This window comes from Ruegeria sp. BH6 (assembly GCF_056538105.1).
On sequence record NZ_JBQFSR010000012.1, the window covers coordinates 88,448 to 107,935 of the forward strand.

15 protein-coding genes are annotated in these 19,488 nt (G+C 56.6%); 5 read left to right on the forward strand and 10 right to left on the reverse strand.

The window, feature by feature from the left end:
* The first annotated feature begins 175 nt into the window (after positions 1–175).
* Both ACR0B8_RS19525 and ACR0B8_RS19530 read left to right on the forward strand, forming a co-directional pair.
* Positions 176–1,183, forward strand: a complete 1,008-nt coding sequence (locus ACR0B8_RS19525) for an SGNH/GDSL hydrolase family protein (RefSeq protein WP_226689847.1) — start codon at positions 176–178, stop codon at positions 1,181–1,183.
* 134 nt (positions 1,184–1,317) lie between these two features.
* Positions 1,318–3,222: a glucosyltransferase domain-containing protein gene (locus ACR0B8_RS19530; RefSeq protein ID WP_226689848.1), complete on the forward strand. Its 1,905-nt coding sequence runs from the start codon at positions 1,318–1,320 to the stop codon at positions 3,220–3,222.
* An 888-nt stretch (positions 3,223–4,110) separates the two neighbouring features.
* Here ACR0B8_RS19530 and ACR0B8_RS19535 read toward each other — a convergent pair.
* The 3 genes from ACR0B8_RS19535 to ACR0B8_RS19545 are packed head-to-tail and all read right to left on the reverse strand — an operon-like array spanning position 4,111 to position 7,228.
* The gene (locus tag ACR0B8_RS19535) at positions 4,111–5,604 is read right to left on the reverse strand and encodes a sulfotransferase (RefSeq protein ID WP_226689849.1); all 1,494 of its coding nucleotides are present in this window, start codon (positions 5,602–5,604) and stop codon (positions 4,111–4,113) included.
* Positions 5,601–5,864 (reverse strand): hypothetical protein, encoded by a 264-nt coding sequence (locus tag ACR0B8_RS19540; protein ID WP_226689850.1) that lies wholly within the window; start codon positions 5,862–5,864, stop codon positions 5,601–5,603. Before ACR0B8_RS19540 ends, ACR0B8_RS19535 begins: the two co-directional genes overlap by 4 nt.
* Positions 5,861–7,228: an arylsulfotransferase family protein gene (locus ACR0B8_RS19545; protein ID WP_480659340.1), complete on the reverse strand. Its 1,368-nt coding sequence runs from the start codon at positions 7,226–7,228 to the stop codon at positions 5,861–5,863. The genes ACR0B8_RS19540 and ACR0B8_RS19545 overlap by 4 nt, the downstream gene beginning before the upstream one ends.
* A 339-nt stretch (positions 7,229–7,567) precedes the next feature.
* Between ACR0B8_RS19545 and ACR0B8_RS19550 the strand changes: the two genes are divergently transcribed.
* Positions 7,568–8,836 (forward strand): arylsulfotransferase family protein, encoded by a 1,269-nt coding sequence (locus ACR0B8_RS19550; RefSeq protein ID WP_226689852.1) that lies wholly within the window; start codon positions 7,568–7,570, stop codon positions 8,834–8,836.
* Between the two features lie 131 nt (positions 8,837–8,967).
* On the forward strand, positions 8,968–10,293 hold the full coding sequence (locus tag ACR0B8_RS19555; protein ID WP_226689853.1) for a hypothetical protein: 1,326 nt from the start codon (positions 8,968–8,970) through the stop codon (positions 10,291–10,293).
* A gap of 37 nt (positions 10,294–10,330) precedes the next feature.
* Here the strand turns inward: ACR0B8_RS19555 and ACR0B8_RS19560 are convergent, their stop codons facing one another.
* Positions 10,331–11,353 carry a ParB/RepB/Spo0J family partition protein gene (locus ACR0B8_RS19560; RefSeq protein WP_226689854.1) on the reverse strand — a complete coding sequence of 341 codons (1,023 nt, stop codon included), beginning with the start codon at positions 11,351–11,353 and terminating at the stop codon, positions 10,331–10,333.
* A 55-nt stretch (positions 11,354–11,408) separates the two neighbouring features.
* The gene (locus tag ACR0B8_RS19565; protein WP_480659342.1) at positions 11,409–12,821 is read right to left on the reverse strand and encodes an AAA family ATPase; all 1,413 of its coding nucleotides are present in this window, start codon (positions 12,819–12,821) and stop codon (positions 11,409–11,411) included.
* A 403-nt stretch (positions 12,822–13,224) separates the two neighbouring features.
* Here ACR0B8_RS19565 and ACR0B8_RS19570 point away from each other — a divergent pair, with 403 nt between their 5' ends.
* Positions 13,225–14,232, forward strand: a complete 1,008-nt coding sequence (locus ACR0B8_RS19570; protein ID WP_170399652.1) for a replication initiator protein A — start codon at positions 13,225–13,227, stop codon at positions 14,230–14,232.
* 5 nt (positions 14,233–14,237) lie between these two features.
* Here ACR0B8_RS19570 and ACR0B8_RS19575 read toward each other — a convergent pair whose 3' ends face one another.
* The 5 genes from ACR0B8_RS19575 to ACR0B8_RS19595 all read right to left on the reverse strand — a co-directional run bounded on the left by ACR0B8_RS19575 (position 14,238) and on the right by ACR0B8_RS19595 (position 19,480).
* On the reverse strand, positions 14,238–14,441 hold the full coding sequence (locus ACR0B8_RS19575) for a hypothetical protein (RefSeq protein ID WP_170399655.1): 204 nt from the start codon (positions 14,439–14,441) through the stop codon (positions 14,238–14,240).
* A 356-nt stretch (positions 14,442–14,797) separates the two neighbouring features.
* On the reverse strand, positions 14,798–15,154 hold the full coding sequence (locus ACR0B8_RS19580) for a DMT family transporter (protein WP_170399658.1): 357 nt from the start codon (positions 15,152–15,154) through the stop codon (positions 14,798–14,800).
* A gap of 30 nt (positions 15,155–15,184) precedes the next feature.
* Entirely contained in the window at positions 15,185–16,621 is a 1,437-nt protein-coding gene (locus tag ACR0B8_RS19585; RefSeq protein WP_480659345.1) for a UbiA family prenyltransferase, read from the reverse strand.
* Between the two features lie 104 nt (positions 16,622–16,725).
* The gene (locus tag ACR0B8_RS19590; protein WP_226689858.1) at positions 16,726–18,096 is read right to left on the reverse strand and encodes a nucleotide sugar dehydrogenase; all 1,371 of its coding nucleotides are present in this window, start codon (positions 18,094–18,096) and stop codon (positions 16,726–16,728) included.
* 217 nt (positions 18,097–18,313) lie between these two features.
* The gene (locus ACR0B8_RS19595) at positions 18,314–19,480 is read right to left on the reverse strand and encodes a glycosyltransferase family 4 protein (RefSeq protein WP_480659347.1); all 1,167 of its coding nucleotides are present in this window, start codon (positions 19,478–19,480) and stop codon (positions 18,314–18,316) included.
* Positions 19,481–19,488 lie beyond the last annotated feature (8 nt).

Sequence of the window (19,488 nt, forward strand, 5' to 3'; positions counted from 1 at the left end):
CAGACTAAAGCGGCTGACCTGGTGCATGGCAGACAACGCCATTCCCTTGAATTGGCGTTCCGTGTTATGGGCGTAATGTTACTTTGTTAAAGGGTTTGCCGTGTTGCAGATTGAGTGTCAGGACCAGTCGAAGGCGATAGATAACAAAACCGGCGACGGGTTGGACTGAAGCCGGATGTGGCGCGTCATTGGTATCAACATCCTGATCCTCGCGGTGCTTCTGGTTTGCCTGGAAGCCGCGCTTGCCTGGCTTGTTGCACGGGACTCTCCGACCGGTATCCGGCCTGTTGACCGGCTGGCCCGGAAAATTTACTGGGCGAATGTTTCGTATGTGCAATACCTCCCGGATTGTGCGCGTTACGATCCTGAACTGGGCTATACATTGCGCCCCGGGAATTGCGTTTTCGAAAACACCGGTTTCTCAACTGAACTCGACGTGAATTCGGCAGGCTATCGCGATAACGAGGCGTCTCTTGATGCGCCAGAGATCGTGGTTTTAGGCGATAGCCAGGCAATGGGTTGGGGTGTTGGACAAGGGAAGACCTTTGCCGACATTATCGAGGCGGAAACCGGACGTAAGACGCTGAATACCGGTGTGTCGTCCTATGGCACCGCCCGAGAGCTTATGGCGCTGGATCGCCTTGATCGCAGCAACCTCAAGACGGTGATTATCCAGTACAGCGACAATGACGGCTACGAAAACCGCCGCTATCTTTCTGAAGGCTCGCTGTCGGCTATGCCGGAAGAAACCTATTCGCAACTCGTTGCCGGAAACGAAAAGGCAGGCGGAGGGTTTGGACACTATCTGCCCGCCCTCTTTCAAGAGGTTCGCGGACGTTTCGGTGGCAGCAGGGAGGCCGACGAAGACAGCGCGTTTCCCATGGCAGAGCTGAAAGACCCCGATGTCCTGATCGAGGTTCTGACCAAATGGGATTGGGGTGCCAACTCGCCACAGCTGATTGTTTTCGACGTCAATACAGGCGGCCGGGGCGGGCATTTCACAGAGGTTCTCTCGACCACCCCAAATCTTGGCCTTTTGCACTCAAAGGTATCTGACTTACAGATCCTGCACACGCCGGACATACTTGATGCAAGTGATTATCTTTTCCCGGATGGGCATTTGTCGGAAGCGGGCCATCAGAAACTGGCCGGTGCAATTGTCGACGTACTTGCCCCAAACTGACCACGCGGCACAGCACGTATCGCCTTCCGTCAACCGGGCTTTGACAGGTTTGAAATGCCCCTGAATTTCGCTAAAATCGGGGGCGGCTTTGCAGGAAGATATTGTTTGATGGTGTCGATTTATACGGTTGAAAGATGAACAGTGCCAAAGCCCCGTTCTGGGCTTTGTATCTTGCGGCGGCGGGTCTTGCAGCCCTGATGTTCCTGCCAACGGCCGGGATCGGTATCGCGCAATCAGGCTTCAACCCCGATGAATGGAGGTTTGCCGCCGGGCTCGAAACCGGGTTTGCCGAAGTGCATGGCCGCTGGGCAACGCATTGGGCGCATGAAGTCATCTTTAGCTGGAACACGCCAATTGCGGTTCTGATCTTTATCCTTTTCGCAGCTTTGTTCGCCGTCGCGGTTCTGATCGCGCATATGGCTGTTGCACCGACCGGACCGGTGATGACCATGGTGTCTGTTCTGCTGGTCTTTCTGGCGGGGTTTTCGCATGTCTATTTGACCGCCGTTTTGCATTTTCAAACGCAGGCTTCGTGGTTTTGCCTTGGTCTTTTGGCCTCTGTGGGTGCGATGACGTTGATTGCGCCCGCGCAGGGGAGTTCACCCTGGGGTCTGGTCTTGCGGGTCATTGTGGCAGCCGAGCTTCTGGCCATCGCGATCGGCTTCTATCAGAGCTACGCGCTTTTGGGCTTTCTGATCCCAGCCATAGTTTTGATCCGTGTCGACCGGTACGGCCACCGGGAAAGCCTGCTCTGCCTTTGTCGTGTCCTTGTCGCCTCGGTGGGTGCTCTGGTGCTGTATCAACTGCAGTTGCGGGCCACCATTTCCGTTCTGGATCTCGTCCCCAATTTTCGCTTCTCAGGCGGCGTGGACCAAACCGTGATCCTTGAGAAACTGTCTGCCCTGCCCAGGATTGAAAGGCGGATTCACAGCGGCGGGCTTGTGGGTATGCCGCATCCCTATCGTGGTATTTTCCTGATCGCGGCAGCAGCGGCAGGCGCAATGGTTCTGTTCACGGCGGTCAGAGCGCTTGTTGCGCCACGCGCCTTTTTAGGCGGGGGATGGTTCGGGGCGATCCGGGTGCTGCTTGGCGGGTTCGGCGCGCTTTGCATCCTGCCGGTTCTGATCTGGTTCCTATATCCGGAACCCTATCTGATCGGGCGAACCATCGGGTTCATGGGCTTTGTCTTTGCCGGTGTTGTTCTGGCCTGCATCACGGTCTTTGCACATGGGCTGGCCCGGCGATCCGCATCCCGACTGATCCCGGCAGGGGGGCTGGCTTTGGTACTAATCTTTGGCCTTTGTCACACGGTGGCCTCATCGCATATCTGGCCTTTGTTTCAACGTGTGGCGGAGCAGGATGTTGATTTGGCAGATGCGATTGTGAAACAGGCCCGCACTATCGACGGGTTCGACATCAAGTCGACCCCGATCCGCTCTGTGGGTGGCCCTGCCGAGCAGACCCAGAGGTTCGGCAGCTTTCAGAGCCCAAGCACGTTTGGCCGCGACATCGATATGAATTCCATTTTCCAGATCCTCTATGGGGCAACCGATTATGCCGGGTCGGTGTTGGCACCGCCGAAACCCTGCGGGGCCTTCCCGGCAGAAGGCTCTGTTTTCATGGCCGAGGACACGCTTTTCGTCTGCCTCGAAGCATCCGCGCCCCTTTCGGCACCATCCACCTGCTTTCCGCTGGGCGCAGGCAGGGACGCTGCGTTGTGCTATTCAGGCACTATCGCAGTTCTGGTTGGTCAAACCTGCGCCGACATAGATCCCGGCACTAGTCAGATCGTTGTCACCCAATTGGACGATTCAGGCGCGCGGCTCAGGCAACATCGCTATTACCCGCAGGCGCTGGCCACCGAGATGAACGGTCTCTGCCACCGGTTTGTCGAAACCACAGGTGAGCCATTCTCAGCATTACGCATCGAGCATGCAGGCACTGCCCCTGAAAGGCACTGGAGTGTCGAACATAAAGCCGAGGATGCCCGCGCACTGAAAGAGATTGTCCCGCCTCGCACGGACCGGAATGATCCGTGACGAAGCGCCGGCTTTGACAACGGTGCGCCGCGTCTTTCCTTCTTTGGTGAGAACTGCCTTTGCGAGGTTCCGGCTTTCATCGGGAAAGTCATTCATACTGTTAAGGGCATGGACTACATTCCAGCCGGTCACCAGATCCTCCTAGGATTAGTCAATCCTTTTTTGCGCTCTCCGGAATGCCAGTTCAAAACAAGTCAGCCGCCGTTGCCATGGGTCCACGTCATCGGTCTCATCACGTCGATCATCATCCGTCCAGATGACGCTGCCGCGCTTGGCCGATTTTGCGAGTTGGTTCAGGTTGGTGTAGCCCCTCCGCACCTAATGCAGGTGCTGTTGCCAGAGATCCATCAGGGCCGAGTCCGGATCTAAGATACCCGACCGGCTGATAGATCAGTCGCTGGATGATCTGGTTGCGGCTCTTTGCCCGAGCGCGGTCACAGTCGTGTCAAAACGCTCCAGCGCGTCCACAGGCAAACGCACAGAAAATACGGTGGTTTCTTTGGTCCTGCTCTCGCTCAAAACTCGCGCGTCCAATTGTCAACTCTTGGGTGAGTCATTTTGTAACACAACTACCTTATCCTGTCATACTCTCCGAGAGGAAACCGGGGGTGATTTTAGAAATCCGTATTTTCTCAAAATGTCCCCGGAACAGTTTTGCTTTTGGGGAAATTTCCACGCCGGGGAAAGGGTCTCGCCCCATTTCCAGCCAGCAGGCGTGGGTGCCCGAGGCCCATTCTGCGCGGCTTTTGCGGGAAGATTAATCAATCCTGATAAGGAATATTTATCGAATATTATAGAACACTTTCCAGCGTTCAAAAGGTTATTTGCAAAATATAGGGAAAGTGCGTGTAAATCGGTAGATGCTTTGATTTATATATGAAATTTTCGTCAAATCACCTTTTGCAGCTGATCCCGATGGGCACACTCCACCAGCGCGCTATAGACGTCATGCGCGTCCTGCAAGTGACCGGGATCGAACCTCTCAGCCTCGGCCAGGTCAGGCTTTGAGTGGAAATATTGCTCAAAACTCTGCCCGTCGGGTGACAGGCCAAGGGTGTCATACAGCCCCTCCATCGTCGCCCGAGGAGACGCGCGCAGATCGTCCTGCAGAAGAAAGATACACTTGTCTTTGTACGCAAACAGGTCCTGAAAGGCGCTGGTCCAGTATTGCAGCCAGTAATCGGGCGTATGGGTGTCTTTCTGATCAGGCGCAAACCCGGAAAACAGAAAGGGTTTATGCAAATCGCCAAACTCGAAATGGCCAATATCCGCCATGTAGCGGGTCACAAAGCTGTCCCGAGACTGCAGCTTGCTGAAGTTGTTGTGCTGCCGCAGCAGGGACTCTGCGTGGCTTTCAGGACGCCGCACCGGAACGACTATCCTGCAATCCGGGAAGGATTTGAGCAGATAAGGAATCCGGGCAATGTTGGCATTGTTTTTCGAGCAATAGCGCGTTTTCTGAACGCTCTGCGATCCAGCCTGCACATTGCGCGCCCGGATGATGCTGCTCATATGGCGACGCAGGAAGTGGTCGGCCTGTTCATCAGAGTCCACAGCTTCCCATAGGGGGATCGAGGCCCCTTTGTACCTGTCCGGCCAGAATATTTTCCAGATGACCTCCTCAAACGCTTCCGCGCTTTCAAGGTCGATCTTCATTCCGTCCCCGTGGGCCCGCTGCTGCCGCCGCACGCCGCGCCTCTGGCCACCAGCCAGTTTGTTCCATAGAACCGGAGCCGTCACAAAAGGCATATCGCGATAGGTATGTGTCGCCACTTCGGGCGCATCATGCAGCGCGTTGAGAACCGCTGTGGTGCCGCCTCGCGCAAGGGAGGTTACGAAAATGGGATTCGCTGCTTCTGGCATCGGAGGGCGCGGCATCAGGCGCGCCTCAATCCGTGCGGCCGCTTTCTGAACCGTCGGACCCGAGAAAGCTAGGTTGTGAACAAACTGGTCTACAGGCGAGTATTGGGACACGCCGTTATCCTGCGGTGTTTCGCTGCGACGCAGACGGCTGACGATCTTAACCGCAGCAAAGGCCAGAACGGACACGATGACGATGTAATCCAGCCGCAGCATCACATCCAGAACTGCACTACCGGGCGCGAGACCCGCAAGATCGGCCAGCAGAATAGGCAGACCCGCCGCAGCCAGCGCCAGAGCGATACGCCATGTCAGGTTCAAACCGCCCAGGATCAGTTGCACCCCTGCCCGCCGCGCTGCAGCTTCCTTGGCATCGTCAGATAACTGGTTGTCAAGCAACGCAGCCACGCCTGCCATGCTTGCGCCAACGATCTTATGGGCAATTCCTGCAATATTCGTCCACCACAGGGCAATAATAAACCCCGCGACGGCCAGCAGCGAAACGGCTATAGCCTGTGTCATTCCGCCGGGTCGGTCTCGTTGCCTGCGTCAGCCGGGCCTTTCCTGCCGCGAAGCAGCCGCTTGAGTGGAAACCAAACCAGCCCGACAATAAGAAAGATACCACCCAGAACTACGGCAATCGTGACTGCAATAGCCCCCAGCCCGGCACCCGGGCCGATATATGCATGCGCCGGGCTTGCCAACATCAGAAACGGCACCCCTGCAAACAGCAACAGCGCAATCAGACGTCCCCCCGCCCATGTTTCCATGAACAATTTCATTGCGTGCATTCCTTCCAATCGGTTTCAAAATAACTCAATGGGTAGAGTTTTGCATTGGTGATTTCACCCACAAATTCGTCATCGTATTTATTGACATATTCCCAGACCACAGTGCCAGCACCATCCACCTCCAGCACGCGTCCGGCATCGAATTCCGTGATCAGAATTCCACCACCGTCGAGAATTTCATGCTGCCCCCGGATGACCGACAGCATCTCCTGACCGGGCTTGCTGCCGAAAACAACCTCCGTCTCCCGGCTGACCGGGTCGATGGTCATGATGTTTGTATCCCGGGGCGCATCGAGCCGAGTTTTGTCACTCCGCGTGTAAGACGTCAGGTATGCGTTGTTGTTGAAGATCGAAATTTTGCCATCCGGGCGGAACTCAGGGTCGTGCTGCCTGATCCAAGGGCCGGTCTGATGCCACCTCACTGTCCGCGTGGCCGGGTCCACCACTATAACAAGGTTCAGACCCCGCATCGAAACCACCCAGTCCCCGGCATTGAACAGCGGGAACTTGTAGGCCAGCTCTGACGGCAGTTCATCAATCTTGTTGGCGTGAAGCAACTCGCTCCGGGTTACGCCTTTCGTTTTGAAATCCTGATTGTTGGCCGTCAGCAACGCGGTCAGGCCACTATCCATGATGATGTCGGGGATCGATACCCGTTCCAGAACCTGCCCCTGTTCGTCAAGCCTCAGCACCACATCTTCCCAGATCGGCGCATCCGTGTCCGCAGTGAAAAAAGGCGGAAACCGATCGGCAACCTCGGCGGCGGTCCAGTCGTCGCGGCCAATCGTCAGATATCCGCCCTGTTCAGACGTCACCAGCGAATGATGAGATTGCTCGTTGAGCGCCCAGAGCAGATTGGAACACTGATCCAGCTTGGCGGTTCCGCAATATTCGTAGCTGAACACAAGGTCGCCCTTCGGCGTCAGCAGTGCCCCGTGCACATCTGTCTCTAAAGGGGTGCCAAGACCGTCACAGGGACGGGTTTCAACATCAGGGTAATGTTCGAAGTAATTCAGAGACCATTTGCGAATCACACTACCGTCGCGATTCACAAGCCGTGCCTGGTTCTCTCCGTCGAAGAACCCCATAAGCAGGACGGCGTCCTTACGATCCGGAGCCTCGTTAATCATAACACCATCGCCCTGTCCGCGTGAGGGTTGAAGATGTTTCTGCAAGGCCGCTCCCGTCAGGGATTGTTCGACAAACACCGTCCTGTACACGAGCCGAAGCTGAGGCGCAGGTGGCCATTGCTTCATTTGCGCGACAATCCCATAGAGGATGGATGCGCAAACGATGGCGAGCAATAGACAAGTCCAGAACAGCCGTTCAGGCAGGTTTTCAAAAAAGTGCTTCACTCTTTGCTCTTCAAACCTCCTAACACTGAACTTGTTACCCGGTAATGCGCCTGCCCTGCGATCCAAGACTAAACCGCTTGGCACAAAAATAGGAACATCAAGGCCCCACATTGCAAGGTCCTAATGACTATGCGGCAAAATCAACTGCATTGTTTCCGGGTTAGACATTTTTGAAGTCGCACCCCCATAGCGGCAAACCTGTCTAAAATGCGCTGCAAAAAGCCCCGCAAATGGGCAGGCTCGCCCCCAAACAGGCGGTTTGAACGGATTAAAGCTTGATCGCCGTCAGCCAAAAATCCAACGTTGCTCCATAGATCTGTGGATTGAGGTTCTTTGATTATGTCTGATCGCCTACTTGCATTGCTGTCGCTGGCTTGTCTGTTGGCAATCACTTTCCTGGCGGGACTTGTGTCTGCCTATCTGTATCTCGCCCCTTACAGGATCGCCGTTCAGGCCTGGGAAGAAGTCAAAGCCTTCATGAAGGAACCTGATCGGCTGATGCCGGTGCGGTATGATTTTGAAGGTGTACGCATTCACGATGCCAACGCCATTGCCCCCGGTTCTACGCTTATCACATCGTATTTCCCGGAATTCGACTGGCATGCAGGTGTTCGGCTGATCGACGAATCCGGCGCTGTCCTGCACTCCTGGGCGCCTGACCCCGGCGAGATTTTCGGCGGGCGGCATAACTACCCATACATTCACGGCTCGCATCTTTTTCCCAACGGCGACATCCTGTTCAACTTCGAATTTATCGGGATCGCCCGGATGTCGGCCTGTGGCGATGTGTTGTGGGCCCTTTCAGAGCCTCGGGCACATCATTCAATCTCGGCAAATGATGACGGCTCGTTCTGGGTGTCCGGCAATCAAGAGCTTCGCTCGCGCGATGGGCGCGATGAAGAGCTTTTGAATATCCTGTCCTTCCCCGTCTACGAAGATTACTTTATGAAAGTCAGCGCCGATGGCGAGGTCCTAAAATCCATCAGCTCGATCGAAGTGTTTGAGAAAAACGGTTTGAGCGACGCATATCTAAGAACGGGCAGGCGTTATAGTGGCGACATCTTTCACCTCAACGACATAGAAGAACTGCCACCGGAGATGGCCGATGAATATCCGCTGTTTGATGCGGGCGACATTGTCGTGTCCCTGCGTGATCTTCATATGGTCATGGTGCTCGATCCAGAGACGCTGGAGGTGAAATGGCACACCAACTCGGCTACTCTCTTTCAGCACGACCCCGATTTCATCGGTGACGGTTGGATAGGCATCTTCGACAACAATTTCGACAGAACCGAAGGGGGCAATTTACAGGGCGGATCGCGCGTGGTGGCCATCCAGCCCCATACAGAAGAACGCGCCATCCTATTCCCCAAACAGTCGGACATGCCGTTTTACACCAAGTGGTCGGGGAAATGGCAAAAGCTGCCCAATGGCAATCTACTGCTGACGGAATCCCGCGCGGGCCGCGCGTTGGAGGTAAACAGCAGTGGTGAACCGGTCTGGGAATGGGTCATGGACCGGTATGACGCTAATCAGGTGCCCGAGGTTATGGAAGCAAGCAGATACCCAATAACCGCAGAAGATGTCGCCATCTGGAACTGCCCATGACATCAGACAGTGTTTCGCGCGCGAAACATCAGCGCGCGCCTTTTGCAAATGGCCGCTAAAAAGGTAGAGTTTTAGATCAATTAGTATCTAACTAACAATGTTTTACGTTATTTTTGGGTTTGAGGTTACGGATGCTGCGACGAATTCTGGGCGAAATTGTCAGTGACATTCCCGATACGCGCCTGACGCTGTCCCAAAACCTTGGACGTTTCAAAGCCTGGCTTGTCGCCAGCCGGACCGATCTAGGCCTGGCTTTTATGATCAGCCTTCTGGTCGGTGCGGGGTACTGGTTTCTGGCCAGCCAGATCCCTCTGGCTTTGATCGACCCGAACCGCGATGCATGGGTCTGGTTCGAGGCCGATCTGATTCGGGTCCATCCGGTGATGCTGGATCGCTATGCCAACAATTACCGAACCAATGTTCACCCGCTGCAGGCCATAATCATGTACACGCCAACCAAAGCGCTGATCGTGGCGGGCCTTTCTGAGCGGCTGGCCGTTCTCGGCGTGCTCTCCGCCACGGCGGGCCTTTGGAGTGCGACCCTGTTCGGCGGGTTCCGAGGACTTGGCCTACCCCGCTTTGACGCTGTTGTTTTCACAGCTCTGGGCGCAGTATCCAGCGCGGCCATCTTCTGGATGCCTGTGCCAGAGGTACACGCCTTTGCCGGTCTGACGGTTACGATTGCCCTAGTCTTTGGAACATTGATGCAGCGCGGGACTATACCGCCGATATTGCAGTCGATTTCCAGCGTGATTGCGTTCTCGATGACGATCACCAATTGGATGGCCGGCATTCTGACCGTGCTTGCCTGTAATTCATACAAACGCGCCTTCCGCATTCTGGTCGACGGCTTTGCAATCGCAACGGTCATCTTCACCCTGCAGCGGATCGCCTTTCCGCGCTCAGACTTCTTCATTCCACGCCTCAAATCGGAATTCGCCTATGTCCTGCACGATTTGGCCGGGGGACCGCTGGACAAGATCCGGGCCTTCTTCGCCTATACCATCGCCATCCCCGAAGTGCCGTTTTTGGACAATCCGGTCTTCCCCGAATGGATGCGCTTGTCCGTGCAATTCTCCCCCGTTCAGACATTGGCATGGGTCGGTCTTGCGGGGCTCGTGCTATGGGCCATCGTATTCATCACAGGCCTGGCCCGGGCCATCCTGACCCCTGGGCCGAATGCGCCGGTCGCGCAGGCATTGCTTTTATACCTGCTGTTCGAAGGGGTGCTGCATTTCTTCTACGGCGATGAGACGTTTTTGTACTCCATGAGCTACGTCCCGGCGATGTTCTTGCTGGCCGGGTTTTCCGTGCTTGGAAAAGGCCGCTTGTTCTTTCTGACCACGGCGGTCATTGCCGTCCCATTTTTGGCCTATAACAACGTTTCCGAGTTTCTGCGTGTCACATCGGATCTGCAGGCCCATGCGGACGGGCTGTTGCAGGCGTCTGGCAATTAACCGGGCCACCCGGTTCCGTGGTTTGGCGATCCCGGACCTATGCTGTCCGGGACTTCAACCACTCACACAAGTCCAAATAGAACCCATCTGACATGCCACGGCCCGACAATGTAAGTTTCGAAGCATCGCGGCTGAGCTGCAGACAGATACCCCCGATCTCTTCGGACAGGGGCGTGTTTGGCTCCGGGCTGGATGTCTTTTCAGGCTTTGGCTGCGCCGCGCTGATCGCCTTAGTTAGAGCCGAAATTTCAACGTCCAGAGTAGAGGATGCTGCAGCGTCCAGCGCTGTGATCAGATGCCCTGCCCGCTTCGGCTCCTCTTTCAGAACCTTCGCAATCGACAACCCCAACCGTTCGGGGATGGCCGAGGCAAAGCGCAGATGATCGTCCAGCGCGTGATAGATCGAGACAAAGGACCCGATCTTTGACCGCTTTGCCCGGCTGGCCGAGGCGAACAGACCACGCAGAGCGGCGGCCTCGTCCGGGTAAACCCCCTGTTCTACTGCGCGCGCCACGATCCGGGCGCGCTCGTAATAGCTCAGCCCGACGCGGATCTCGTTTTCTTCAACCATGGCCACATAGGCATCGGATGCGCTCTGAGGTTGTCTGAGAAACGCCCGAACGGTTGCAAATCGCGCCTCACCTGTTTCGGCCGCCAGCGCCCGCAAGGCGGTCATGCGCCGCCAGCCGGAGATCAGGCCGTACCGTCCATTCTCCAGCTCTACAACCTCGATCGGGGTTTGCTGCCCACGCGCCTTCAGGCTTTCCTTCAGCGCCTCCATCTCAGTGTCATCGGCGGCCATCCGGTCACGCACCAGATAGGTTTCCTCGATAGCCTCCAGCGGCAGGTCCTGCACCAGACGGCCTTCGGCACGCGCGGCGCGCAGTTCCCCGGACAGCTCTTCCAGCGCGGCCTGAGCAGCCGTTGCGCCGGCCACCTGCGCAACCGGGGGTGCGGATCGGGGCGTATCCGTGGGGAACATGGATTTGGCCCCGGGGGAAGAGGGGGTATCTGCCAGATAATCCGGCCGGGCAGGGGTCAGCCGTTTGCGTTTTGCCATCGATTTCTCCTTTTCTGACGTAGTTCAGAGGTGTTTCGCGCGCGAAACATGTCCCTCACAGCGTCAGTTCCGGCGTTCCCGCCTCTTTGGCCTTTTGGGCCAGTTCCTCACCCCGCCAGACCCCGATCAATAGCTTCTTGAACGAGGCATAGGTGGCATCAAAAGTTTCCCGCCCCCGCACATAGGTTTCGCGGTTGAAATCGCGGTAATCAGCTTCGTAGATGCCATTGACCTGTTCCCCGGCCTGCCCGATCAGCGCCGTATAGCCTTGCCAATGCGGCGACAGGGTACGGCCCAGATAGGCTTGCATCAATCCGGCCAGCTCTGCCTGCTGACTGCCGTCATAGCGAGTGATGACCGTGCGCACCGCATCCCACTGAAAGGCCATCTCGGGGCGTCCCAGTGCGCGGGCGGCCATGTTCTCTCCGTCTTCGATCGACTGGAAGGTAGAATGCAGCATGTCAAAAAAGCGCCCGGTGGAATCAAACTCGAGGAATGACGCGCCCATGGGCACCAGCAAAATGTCGGATGCGGCCAGCCCGTTGATCGTCAGATAGCCTAGGGCAGGGGGGGTATCGACAAAGATGATGTCATATTCATCCAACAGGCCATCTTCTTCCAGCGTGTCGGTCAGCGCGTCCCACAGCTTCCAGCTGCGGCCCTGCATACGCCAGACCGGGATCTGGAACTCGGCCCAGTAGAGGTTCAGCTGAGCCCCGATCAGGTCGATATTCGGCCAGTGGGTGGCCTGGATCAGGTCGCTGCTGCGCACTTTCAATGCGTCTGACAGCGTATCGTCGATTGGATGCGGCGCCTCGCCCCGGTCAAGCCGCCCCTGATTGTCGCGGCGCAGATGGGCGGCATAGTGACGGGCGAGCAGCGGGAACACGGTCTGCCATTCATCTGTTATCTTGCCACCGAAGACCGAGGTCATTGACCCCTGACTGTCCAGATCAATGACCAGCACCTTGTAGCCATCCAAAGCCGCGGACATGGCCAGATGCGCACAGGTGGATGTCTTGCCGACGCCGCCCTTGAAGTTTGCCACCGACACGATTTTGGCGGGTAGTCCCTTGGGGCGGTAGGGGCGGTACTCTTTGGCTTTTGATCCTTCCGAGGCGAAATGCGAACGCAGGCGCAGCACCTCATCCAGCGTGAACCACTTGGCCCCGCCTTCTGTTTCCGACTGCCCTTGTGGCAGATCCGGGTTGCCCTTCAGGACCCGGCGGAAATGAGCAGGCGCCACGGGGATCAAATACTTGGTAATCTCCCAGGTTGAAAACAGCCGCAGTTTTTTCTGGCCGTCCTCTTCCAATCCCCGGTTTGCCAGATCGGCCCGACCCCGGGCACAGGCATCCGCGATGTCCGAGAAATCATGTGTACCGGTGGGATCTCCAAGCTCTGCATAAGCCAGATCCGGATCGATATTGAAATACGGAGGGGTTCCCTCTGGAGTGCCTGCTCGCATTGAAAATGCTGCCTGTATGCTATGTTTTCCTCAATATACCACAAAAGGTGGCATATGGAAGTATTATGAGCATAAAATCAAATTTTCTAAGCAAAAATAGTGGGTAAAGGCTGTTTGAAAGGTGGAATTGAGGCGGTTTGCAAAAATTTATTCTGTTAGAATCCTGTTATATTATTAGTTACAGGCTCTATTCACTTTATCTAACTACACGAAAAAAAAGAGATTTTCATCATTTTCGATATCCATAGTGAATCTGATCCCACGATAGAGTGACTCTGAACCCACGTTGAACTGACTCTGAACCCACGATCCGGCGGCTTTACGCCTCCTGTGGATAACTTTACGGTGAGCGTCAATAAAACCACGAACGAAGATTCGGGCAGGAACATATGGGCAGGCTGATATGAGCGGGGCAGGGGCGCTGTTGCCCGACCGCCATCCGACAGGTGATTTTTTTGTATGCGATATCTTCGATGCGCTACCAAAGACCGATATGGGGTCGATGGAGCATCCGATGTTTTCGCTCTCGACCAGGCCGGACCGGCGGATTCTGAATTATGAACATAACGGGGTTGGGATCACGGTGACGCCTTCGGTGCGTGGCCTGGCGACGATTCATGACAAGGACATTCTGATCTTTTGCATCAGTCAGTTGATGGCGGCGATCAATGCGGGCCGGACCGTCAGCCAGGTGCTGCATCTGACGGCGCATGATCTGATGGTGGCCACCAATCGCGAGACCAGCGGCGACGGCTACAAGCGCCTGCGCGAAGCGTTCGAGCGGCTGGCAGGCACCCGGATCACCACCAACATCGTTACCGGCGAGAAAGAGACCACAACCGGCTTTGGCTTGATCGAAAGCTGGGAGATCGTCCGGCGCACCCGGGCGGGCCGGATGGTCAGTGTCAGCGTTAAGCTGTCCGACTGGTTATTTCGTGCGGTGCTGGCGAAATCCGTGCTGACCCTCAGCCGCGATTATTTTCGCCTGCGCAAACCGTTGGAACGGCGGATCTATGAACTGGCGCGCAAACATTGCGGGCGGCAACCTGAATGGCGGATCTCGGTTGAGGTGCTGCTGAAGAAATCGGGTTCGGCCTCACCTAGGCGGGTGTTCCGAAAAATGATCCGCGACATGATCGCTGCCGATCATCTGCCCGATTATGAGATGACCGAAGAGCCGGGCGACCTGATCCGGTTCTCGCGCCGCGGTCAGGTGGTCGAGGGGCCGGACAAGCCGATCCTACCGTCAGGCGCGCTGGAAGAGGCCAGGGCGATGGCGCCGGGCCGGGATGTCTATGCGCTGGAAGCAGACTGGCTGGCCTATTGGGCCGCGTCGGGTCGCCCGCAGATCAGAAATCCGAACAAGGCATTTCTGGGATATGTGGCCAAAAGGGTCGCCGGGCGGGATTAGATGGTTCAGCCGGAATAAGCGGGATCTTGTTTCTGGGTGCGGAGTTTAAATGAGCGGATGGCGAAGATCGCGATGATGGCCACCAGAATGAACATCCAGCCAACCAGCATATAGGCCCCGAACGCCATCAGGATGGAAGCCCCGGAGTACAGAGCGATACCCCCGGCGCACAGGCCGACAAGGATAGCCAATCCGATAATCCCCATCATGTTTTCCAGCCCTCCGGCTTTGATCTTGGTGCGAGCACAACCCAAAGTAGGCGATGGTTTATGCCACAGGCAGATGCCCATAATGATTCCGCGACGAAATCATGGCAAAACTGTGAACCACCTTGGGTTAAAATTTGGTTATTTTTACCTGACGGGGCTTTGCCCCACTACTCGTTCTACACTGCGTATTTTTGAGGCACAAATATACCTGAGCCGAGTATTCCCTAAATCAGATACTTCGGCAATGCTTTGTAAAAGAGGCCACAAGAAATATGCGGAGGTCCGCTTGTCTGCGCACAATCCAGAGTAGATCTGGTGAAGGCGCACTCTGTTATTTCCAGCGTTTTGACCAGACGTCAGGCCGGTTTGACCTGCGACAGGACGATTACGCCTGCGATGACAAGCCCGATCCCGGCGATTTTCTGCAGGTTGAGGGTTTCAGAAAACATAAAGTAACCGACGACCAGAATACCCACCATCGCCAATCCGGTGACGGCCGGGTAGGCGATGCTTAGCTCAAGGCCGCGGATGGCGACAATGAAGCTGCTCAGCAACAGCAAACCACTGATCAAACCGGCCCAAGCCCAGGGCGAAACCACAAGGGCGCGAATATCGAAAGGTCCTGAAAGCTGTTGCACGGCCAGTTTGAACGAGACGTTCGTGCAAATGTTTGCGCAGACGGCAAATAGCAAAGCGGACCAGTATAACGACATTTGTGTTCTCCTTCGTTTCCGGGGCCATCATCAAAGGGTCAGGTATTTCGCAGCCAGGGTCACCAGGACAAAGGCACCACCGACCATGAGGCTTATCTTGTCGCGCAAGGCGAACAGGACCGGGTCATCGGCAACCCGTCCGCGTCGGGCGCCGACCCAGATCCGATTTCCCCAGTACAGCAACAGCAGACACAGCAGCCACAGGATTTCGGGTGTCCGGTAAATCTCCTGCACTTCGGGGCTGTTGATATACAGAGCCAGAATGACAACGGCGGCCGTGATATTGGCCACGCCCAGGCTGAACATGGTTTCGCTGTCAGTATAGGAATAATCCCGGCCATGGACATTGCCGTCTTCCTCGGGTGCCGCTGCCACCTCGATATAGCGCTTCAGATAGCCGAGGCTGACAAAGACAAACATCGAGAATGCCAGAAACCAGGAAGATAGGACAATGCCGGTGGCGGCAGACCCCGCGATGACGCGCAGCGTGTAAAGGGATGCCAGCACCATGACATCCGCTGTCGCGATCTGTTTCAGCCAGAAGGAATAGGCCATGGTGATGATCAGATAGGCGGTCAGCACAACCGCAAAGACAAGCGGCAGGAAAGTCAGCGAAAGGGCAAAGGCGATAACGGGCAGCGCGATGGCCCCGGCAACGCCTGCATGCAGGGACAAATCGCCCGATGGCAGCGGGCGGTGCCGTTTGCTTGTGTGCTGGCGGTCAGCGGCCAGATCAACCAGATCGTTCAGGAAATACACACCCGACGCACAGAGGCTGAAGCAGATAAAGGCCAGAAGAGAGGCAAGAACCGATGAAAAAGGCAGATACTGCTGAGAGGTGAAGATCGGCGCAAAGATCAGGGCGTTCTTTGCATATTGATGCGGCCGCATTGATTTGAGAAAGGCGCGCCACAGCGGCGGGCGTGATGTGATGACTTTCTCGGCTGTGCCCGCCGCCTGCGCCTTTGCCACCTCGGATTCAGGAGCATTTACGAATATGTCCGACGTAGAGGCGGCCCAGATCGGGTTGTCGGCGGCGCTGTCTCCGGCATATGCAAATGCATCACCATGGGCGGCGGCGCGTATCGCGGTCAGCTTGTTGGCGCCTTTCAGGTTGTGATCTGCATCCGTTGCCAGCACGGACTCGAATATCCCCAGATGTGCGGCAACCTTATCGGCATATATGCGGTGCGAAGCTGTCGCGAGAACCAACTGCCTGCCATCCGCTTTCTGCTGTTCCAGGTATTCAAGAAGCGGGGTTTCGTATGGCAGCGTCTCAGCCCTGAGGGTGACCTCCTGGGCAATGCGTTCCTTGGCGTAGGGAATACCTTTGAACAGCCATAAAAGGAGGGGAAAGATATTAAGCGGGTTCCTTTTCAGGAATTGAAGGATGGCCTCGACAAAAAGATCAGTTCTGATCAGCGTCCCGTCCAGATCAACAAAAATTTTCTCGGGCTTTTCACTCATTACAAGAATTCTACTTTTGATTTTTACCTCATTGAAAGTACGTAATTTTAGTAACCTTTTTTCTGTTTCAAAATTGCCGGACGCGTTGCACAGGGCTGACGTGTTCAGAGTTTGACGAGCTTGCCGCTTGTCACGGTAATTTCTGCTTTTTCAAAGACGTTGCGTGTGTCGAAGATCAGCGTCGCCGTGCGCGCGACCAGATCGTAATCCGGGGCGCTGTGATCGGTGATGACGGCCACCGCCGCATATTGTCTCAGGTTCTCGGCCGCCAGCGGCACAGACTCCCGGCCCGCAAGCTGCGGGTATTCACCGCCTTCCGGCAGTCGGGGGAAATACGGGTCGTGATAATCGACCTCGGCCCCCAGCTTCTCCAACTCATCCAGCAGCACCAGCGCCGGGCTGCGGCGGGTGTCTTCGACATCGCGCTTATAGGCGATGCCCATCAGCAAAATATTCTGCCCGGTCAGCGGCTGCCCGGTTTCCGCCAGCGCCGAGCCGTTGCGTGCCGTCAGCTCTGCAGCCATGCGCGCAGCCAGCATCTGCGGGACGGCGTCGTTGCTGGAGCGTGCCAGATTGATGATCGGCGTATCCGACCCCGCATCTGCGGCGCGCCACGCCAGATAGGCGGGGGACACCGGAATGCAGGCCCCGCCAATGCCGGGGCCGGGATAGAAGGGCATAAAGCCAAAGGGCTTGGTGGCCGCTGCCTCGATTACCTCCCAGACGTCCACATCCATCGCCTCAAGCGCAGTTTTCAACTCGTTGACCAAGGCGATATTGACGGTGCGAAAGCTGTTTTCGACCAGTTTCACCGCTTCGGCTGTGGCGGCCGAGCTGACCGGCACCGCGCTGGTGACGATGGCGCGATAGAAATCCTCGACCAGTTGCCGCGACAGCGGATCATCGGCACCTACCACTTTGGGAATACTGTGCGTGTCGAACTTGTCATTGCCGGGGTCTTCGCGTTCCGGCGAGAAGGCCAGAAAGAAATCAGAACCTGCACGCAGACCGCCGGCCTCAAGAATGGGCTGGACCAGAGTTGTCGTGGCTCCGGGCCAGACGCTGCTTTCCAGTACCACCATCTGACCGGGGCGCAGATGCTGCGCGATGGTTTGGGCTGCGGCAGCAACAAAGCGCATGTCCGGGTCCTGCGCATCGGTCAGCGGGGTCGGAACGCAGATCAGCACGATATCGGCCTCGGCCAGTGCGGCAGGGTCCTGCGTGGCGCGGAAACGCCCACTGTCCACAGCCTGCGCGATCCGATCCGACGCCAGATACGAGATGACCTGATCGCCCTGATTGATCCGCGCCACCCGATCGGGGTTGAGGTCAACACCGGTCGTGTCGAACCCCTCATCATAGGCGGTCAGCGCCAGCGGCAGGCCGACATAGCCTAGCCCCACTACAGCGATCCGCGCGTCGCGTGCGGCAATAAGCTGTTTGAGGGACTGATGGTGCGAGGTCTCGTAGTTCATAATTTACCCTGATCTTACAAAGTCAGACTGAAATCAATTCGCGGTATGGCTGTCAAAAATTCTAACCCCTTCCACGGATAGGGGGGAAGGGGTACGAATCCAACATATTTGTCTGCCTGGTTACAGACAGTAGTAACGTGTTTCCAGGAGGAGCTCAATTTTGAGTTCAGGGCGGTATTGTTGAGTGGTTCTCAAAAAAGCTAGCGGGACAATTTAATTATTTTGGGCTTAGTGCCTTCCGAAACGACTTTTCAGCCAGTTCCGCGCCTTTGTTCCAGCTAAAATTTGAGGCCTGCGCCAGCGCCTTTTGCGACAGGGCGCTTTGTAGCCCGGGTTCGGTCAGCAGGCGGATGGTCTGATCCGCAAGCGCCTGGCTGGATTGAGGATCGAAATACAGTCCGCCATCGCCCACCACCTCGGGCAGGCTGCCGCGATCCGAGGACAGGACGGGGGTGCCGCATGACATTGCTTCAAGCGCGGGCAGGCCGAACCCCTCCCACAGCGAGGGGAAGACCAACGCATCGGCCGCATTCAGCAGGGCGGCCAGTTCGGGGTCACCAATCTCGCCGGTGAACAGGATGCTTTCGGATCGGGCGGCGGCGCTGGCCTTGAGGTCCTCAACGTTGTCCCAGAACCGCGCGCCGGTTGTGCGCCCGACGATGGCCAGGCGCGCATCCGGTACCTGTGCCAGAATCTGCGGCATGGCTTCGATCAGACGCAGAACATTCTTGTGCCGGTTAAACCCGCCCAGATAGACCAGAAGCGGTGCGTCAGGAGAGATGTCGTAAGCCTGTCTGGCCTGTATTAGAGCCTGTTTATCGTCAATAGGTCGAAAGACGTCTTCGGCCCCTTCGGAGATCGTGTCGATCCGCGCGCGGGGGATGCGTAGGATACGCGTCAGATCGTTCGCCGAGGCGTCCGAGATTGTCATCACCCGTGTCGCTTGCATCTTGGCCAGCCAGCATTTGGCCTGCCACAGCCGGAAATTCAGACGTTTGGGAAAGATCAGATCGGGAAAGCGTTCGGGGATCGTATCGTGATAACACACCACCGTCGGGCGCCGGGCGGGCAGGGGAAAATAGGAATAAACCGCCGGATAAAAGAAGACATCGCAGTCGATGCGGCGGGCTGCTTTCGCCATTGTCAGCAGATCGGCCCCGCCCCGAGCCTTGGCCCCCGAGGAGGCCTCGGACATCGATGATTCAGCCCCTGCAACAAGGGTTTCGACCCCATCCGGTACGGGTCGTGTTGGTTCCTGATCGAACAATAACGTATAGCGAAAACCGGTATCGCGGGCGGCAAGCGCGGCGATCAGATTGCGGGTGAACCGGCCAAAGCCGCGCTCGTTCTCCCAAGGCGTTGCGTCAACGGCAATATGGATCAAATGTCTTC

Bases quoted from the DNA above. Each gene is read 5' to 3' on its own strand.
- ACR0B8_RS19570 (WP_170399652.1), top strand. From the start codon at position 13,225: ATGAGCGGGGCAGGGGCGCTGTTGCCCGACCGCCATCCGACAGGTGAT.
- ACR0B8_RS19530 (WP_226689848.1), top strand. From the start codon at position 1,318: ATGAACAGTGCCAAAGCCCCGTTCTGGGCTTTGTATCTTGCGGCGGCG.
- ACR0B8_RS19550 (WP_226689852.1), top strand. From the start codon at position 7,568: ATGTCTGATCGCCTACTTGCATTGCTGTCGCTGGCTTGTCTGTTGGCA.
- ACR0B8_RS19585 (WP_480659345.1), bottom strand. From the start codon at position 16,621: ATGAGTGAAAAGCCCGAGAAAATTTTTGTTGATCTGGACGGGACGCTG.
- ACR0B8_RS19590 (WP_226689858.1), bottom strand. From the start codon at position 18,096: ATGAACTACGAGACCTCGCACCATCAGTCCCTCAAACAGCTTATTGCC.
- ACR0B8_RS19525 (WP_226689847.1), top strand. From the start codon at position 176: ATGTGGCGCGTCATTGGTATCAACATCCTGATCCTCGCGGTGCTTCTG.
- ACR0B8_RS19535 (WP_226689849.1), bottom strand. From the start codon at position 5,604: ATGACACAGGCTATAGCCGTTTCGCTGCTGGCCGTCGCGGGGTTTATT.
- ACR0B8_RS19565 (WP_480659342.1), bottom strand. From the start codon at position 12,821: ATGCGAGCAGGCACTCCAGAGGGAACCCCTCCGTATTTCAATATCGAT.
- ACR0B8_RS19575 (WP_170399655.1), bottom strand. From the start codon at position 14,441: ATGATGGGGATTATCGGATTGGCTATCCTTGTCGGCCTGTGCGCCGGG.
- ACR0B8_RS19560 (WP_226689854.1), bottom strand. From the start codon at position 11,353: ATGGCAAAACGCAAACGGCTGACCCCTGCCCGGCCGGATTATCTGGCA.
- ACR0B8_RS19555 (WP_226689853.1), top strand. From the start codon at position 8,968: ATGCTGCGACGAATTCTGGGCGAAATTGTCAGTGACATTCCCGATACG.
- ACR0B8_RS19580 (WP_170399658.1), bottom strand. From the start codon at position 15,154: ATGTCGTTATACTGGTCCGCTTTGCTATTTGCCGTCTGCGCAAACATT.
- ACR0B8_RS19540 (WP_226689850.1), bottom strand. From the start codon at position 5,864: ATGAAATTGTTCATGGAAACATGGGCGGGGGGACGTCTGATTGCGCTG.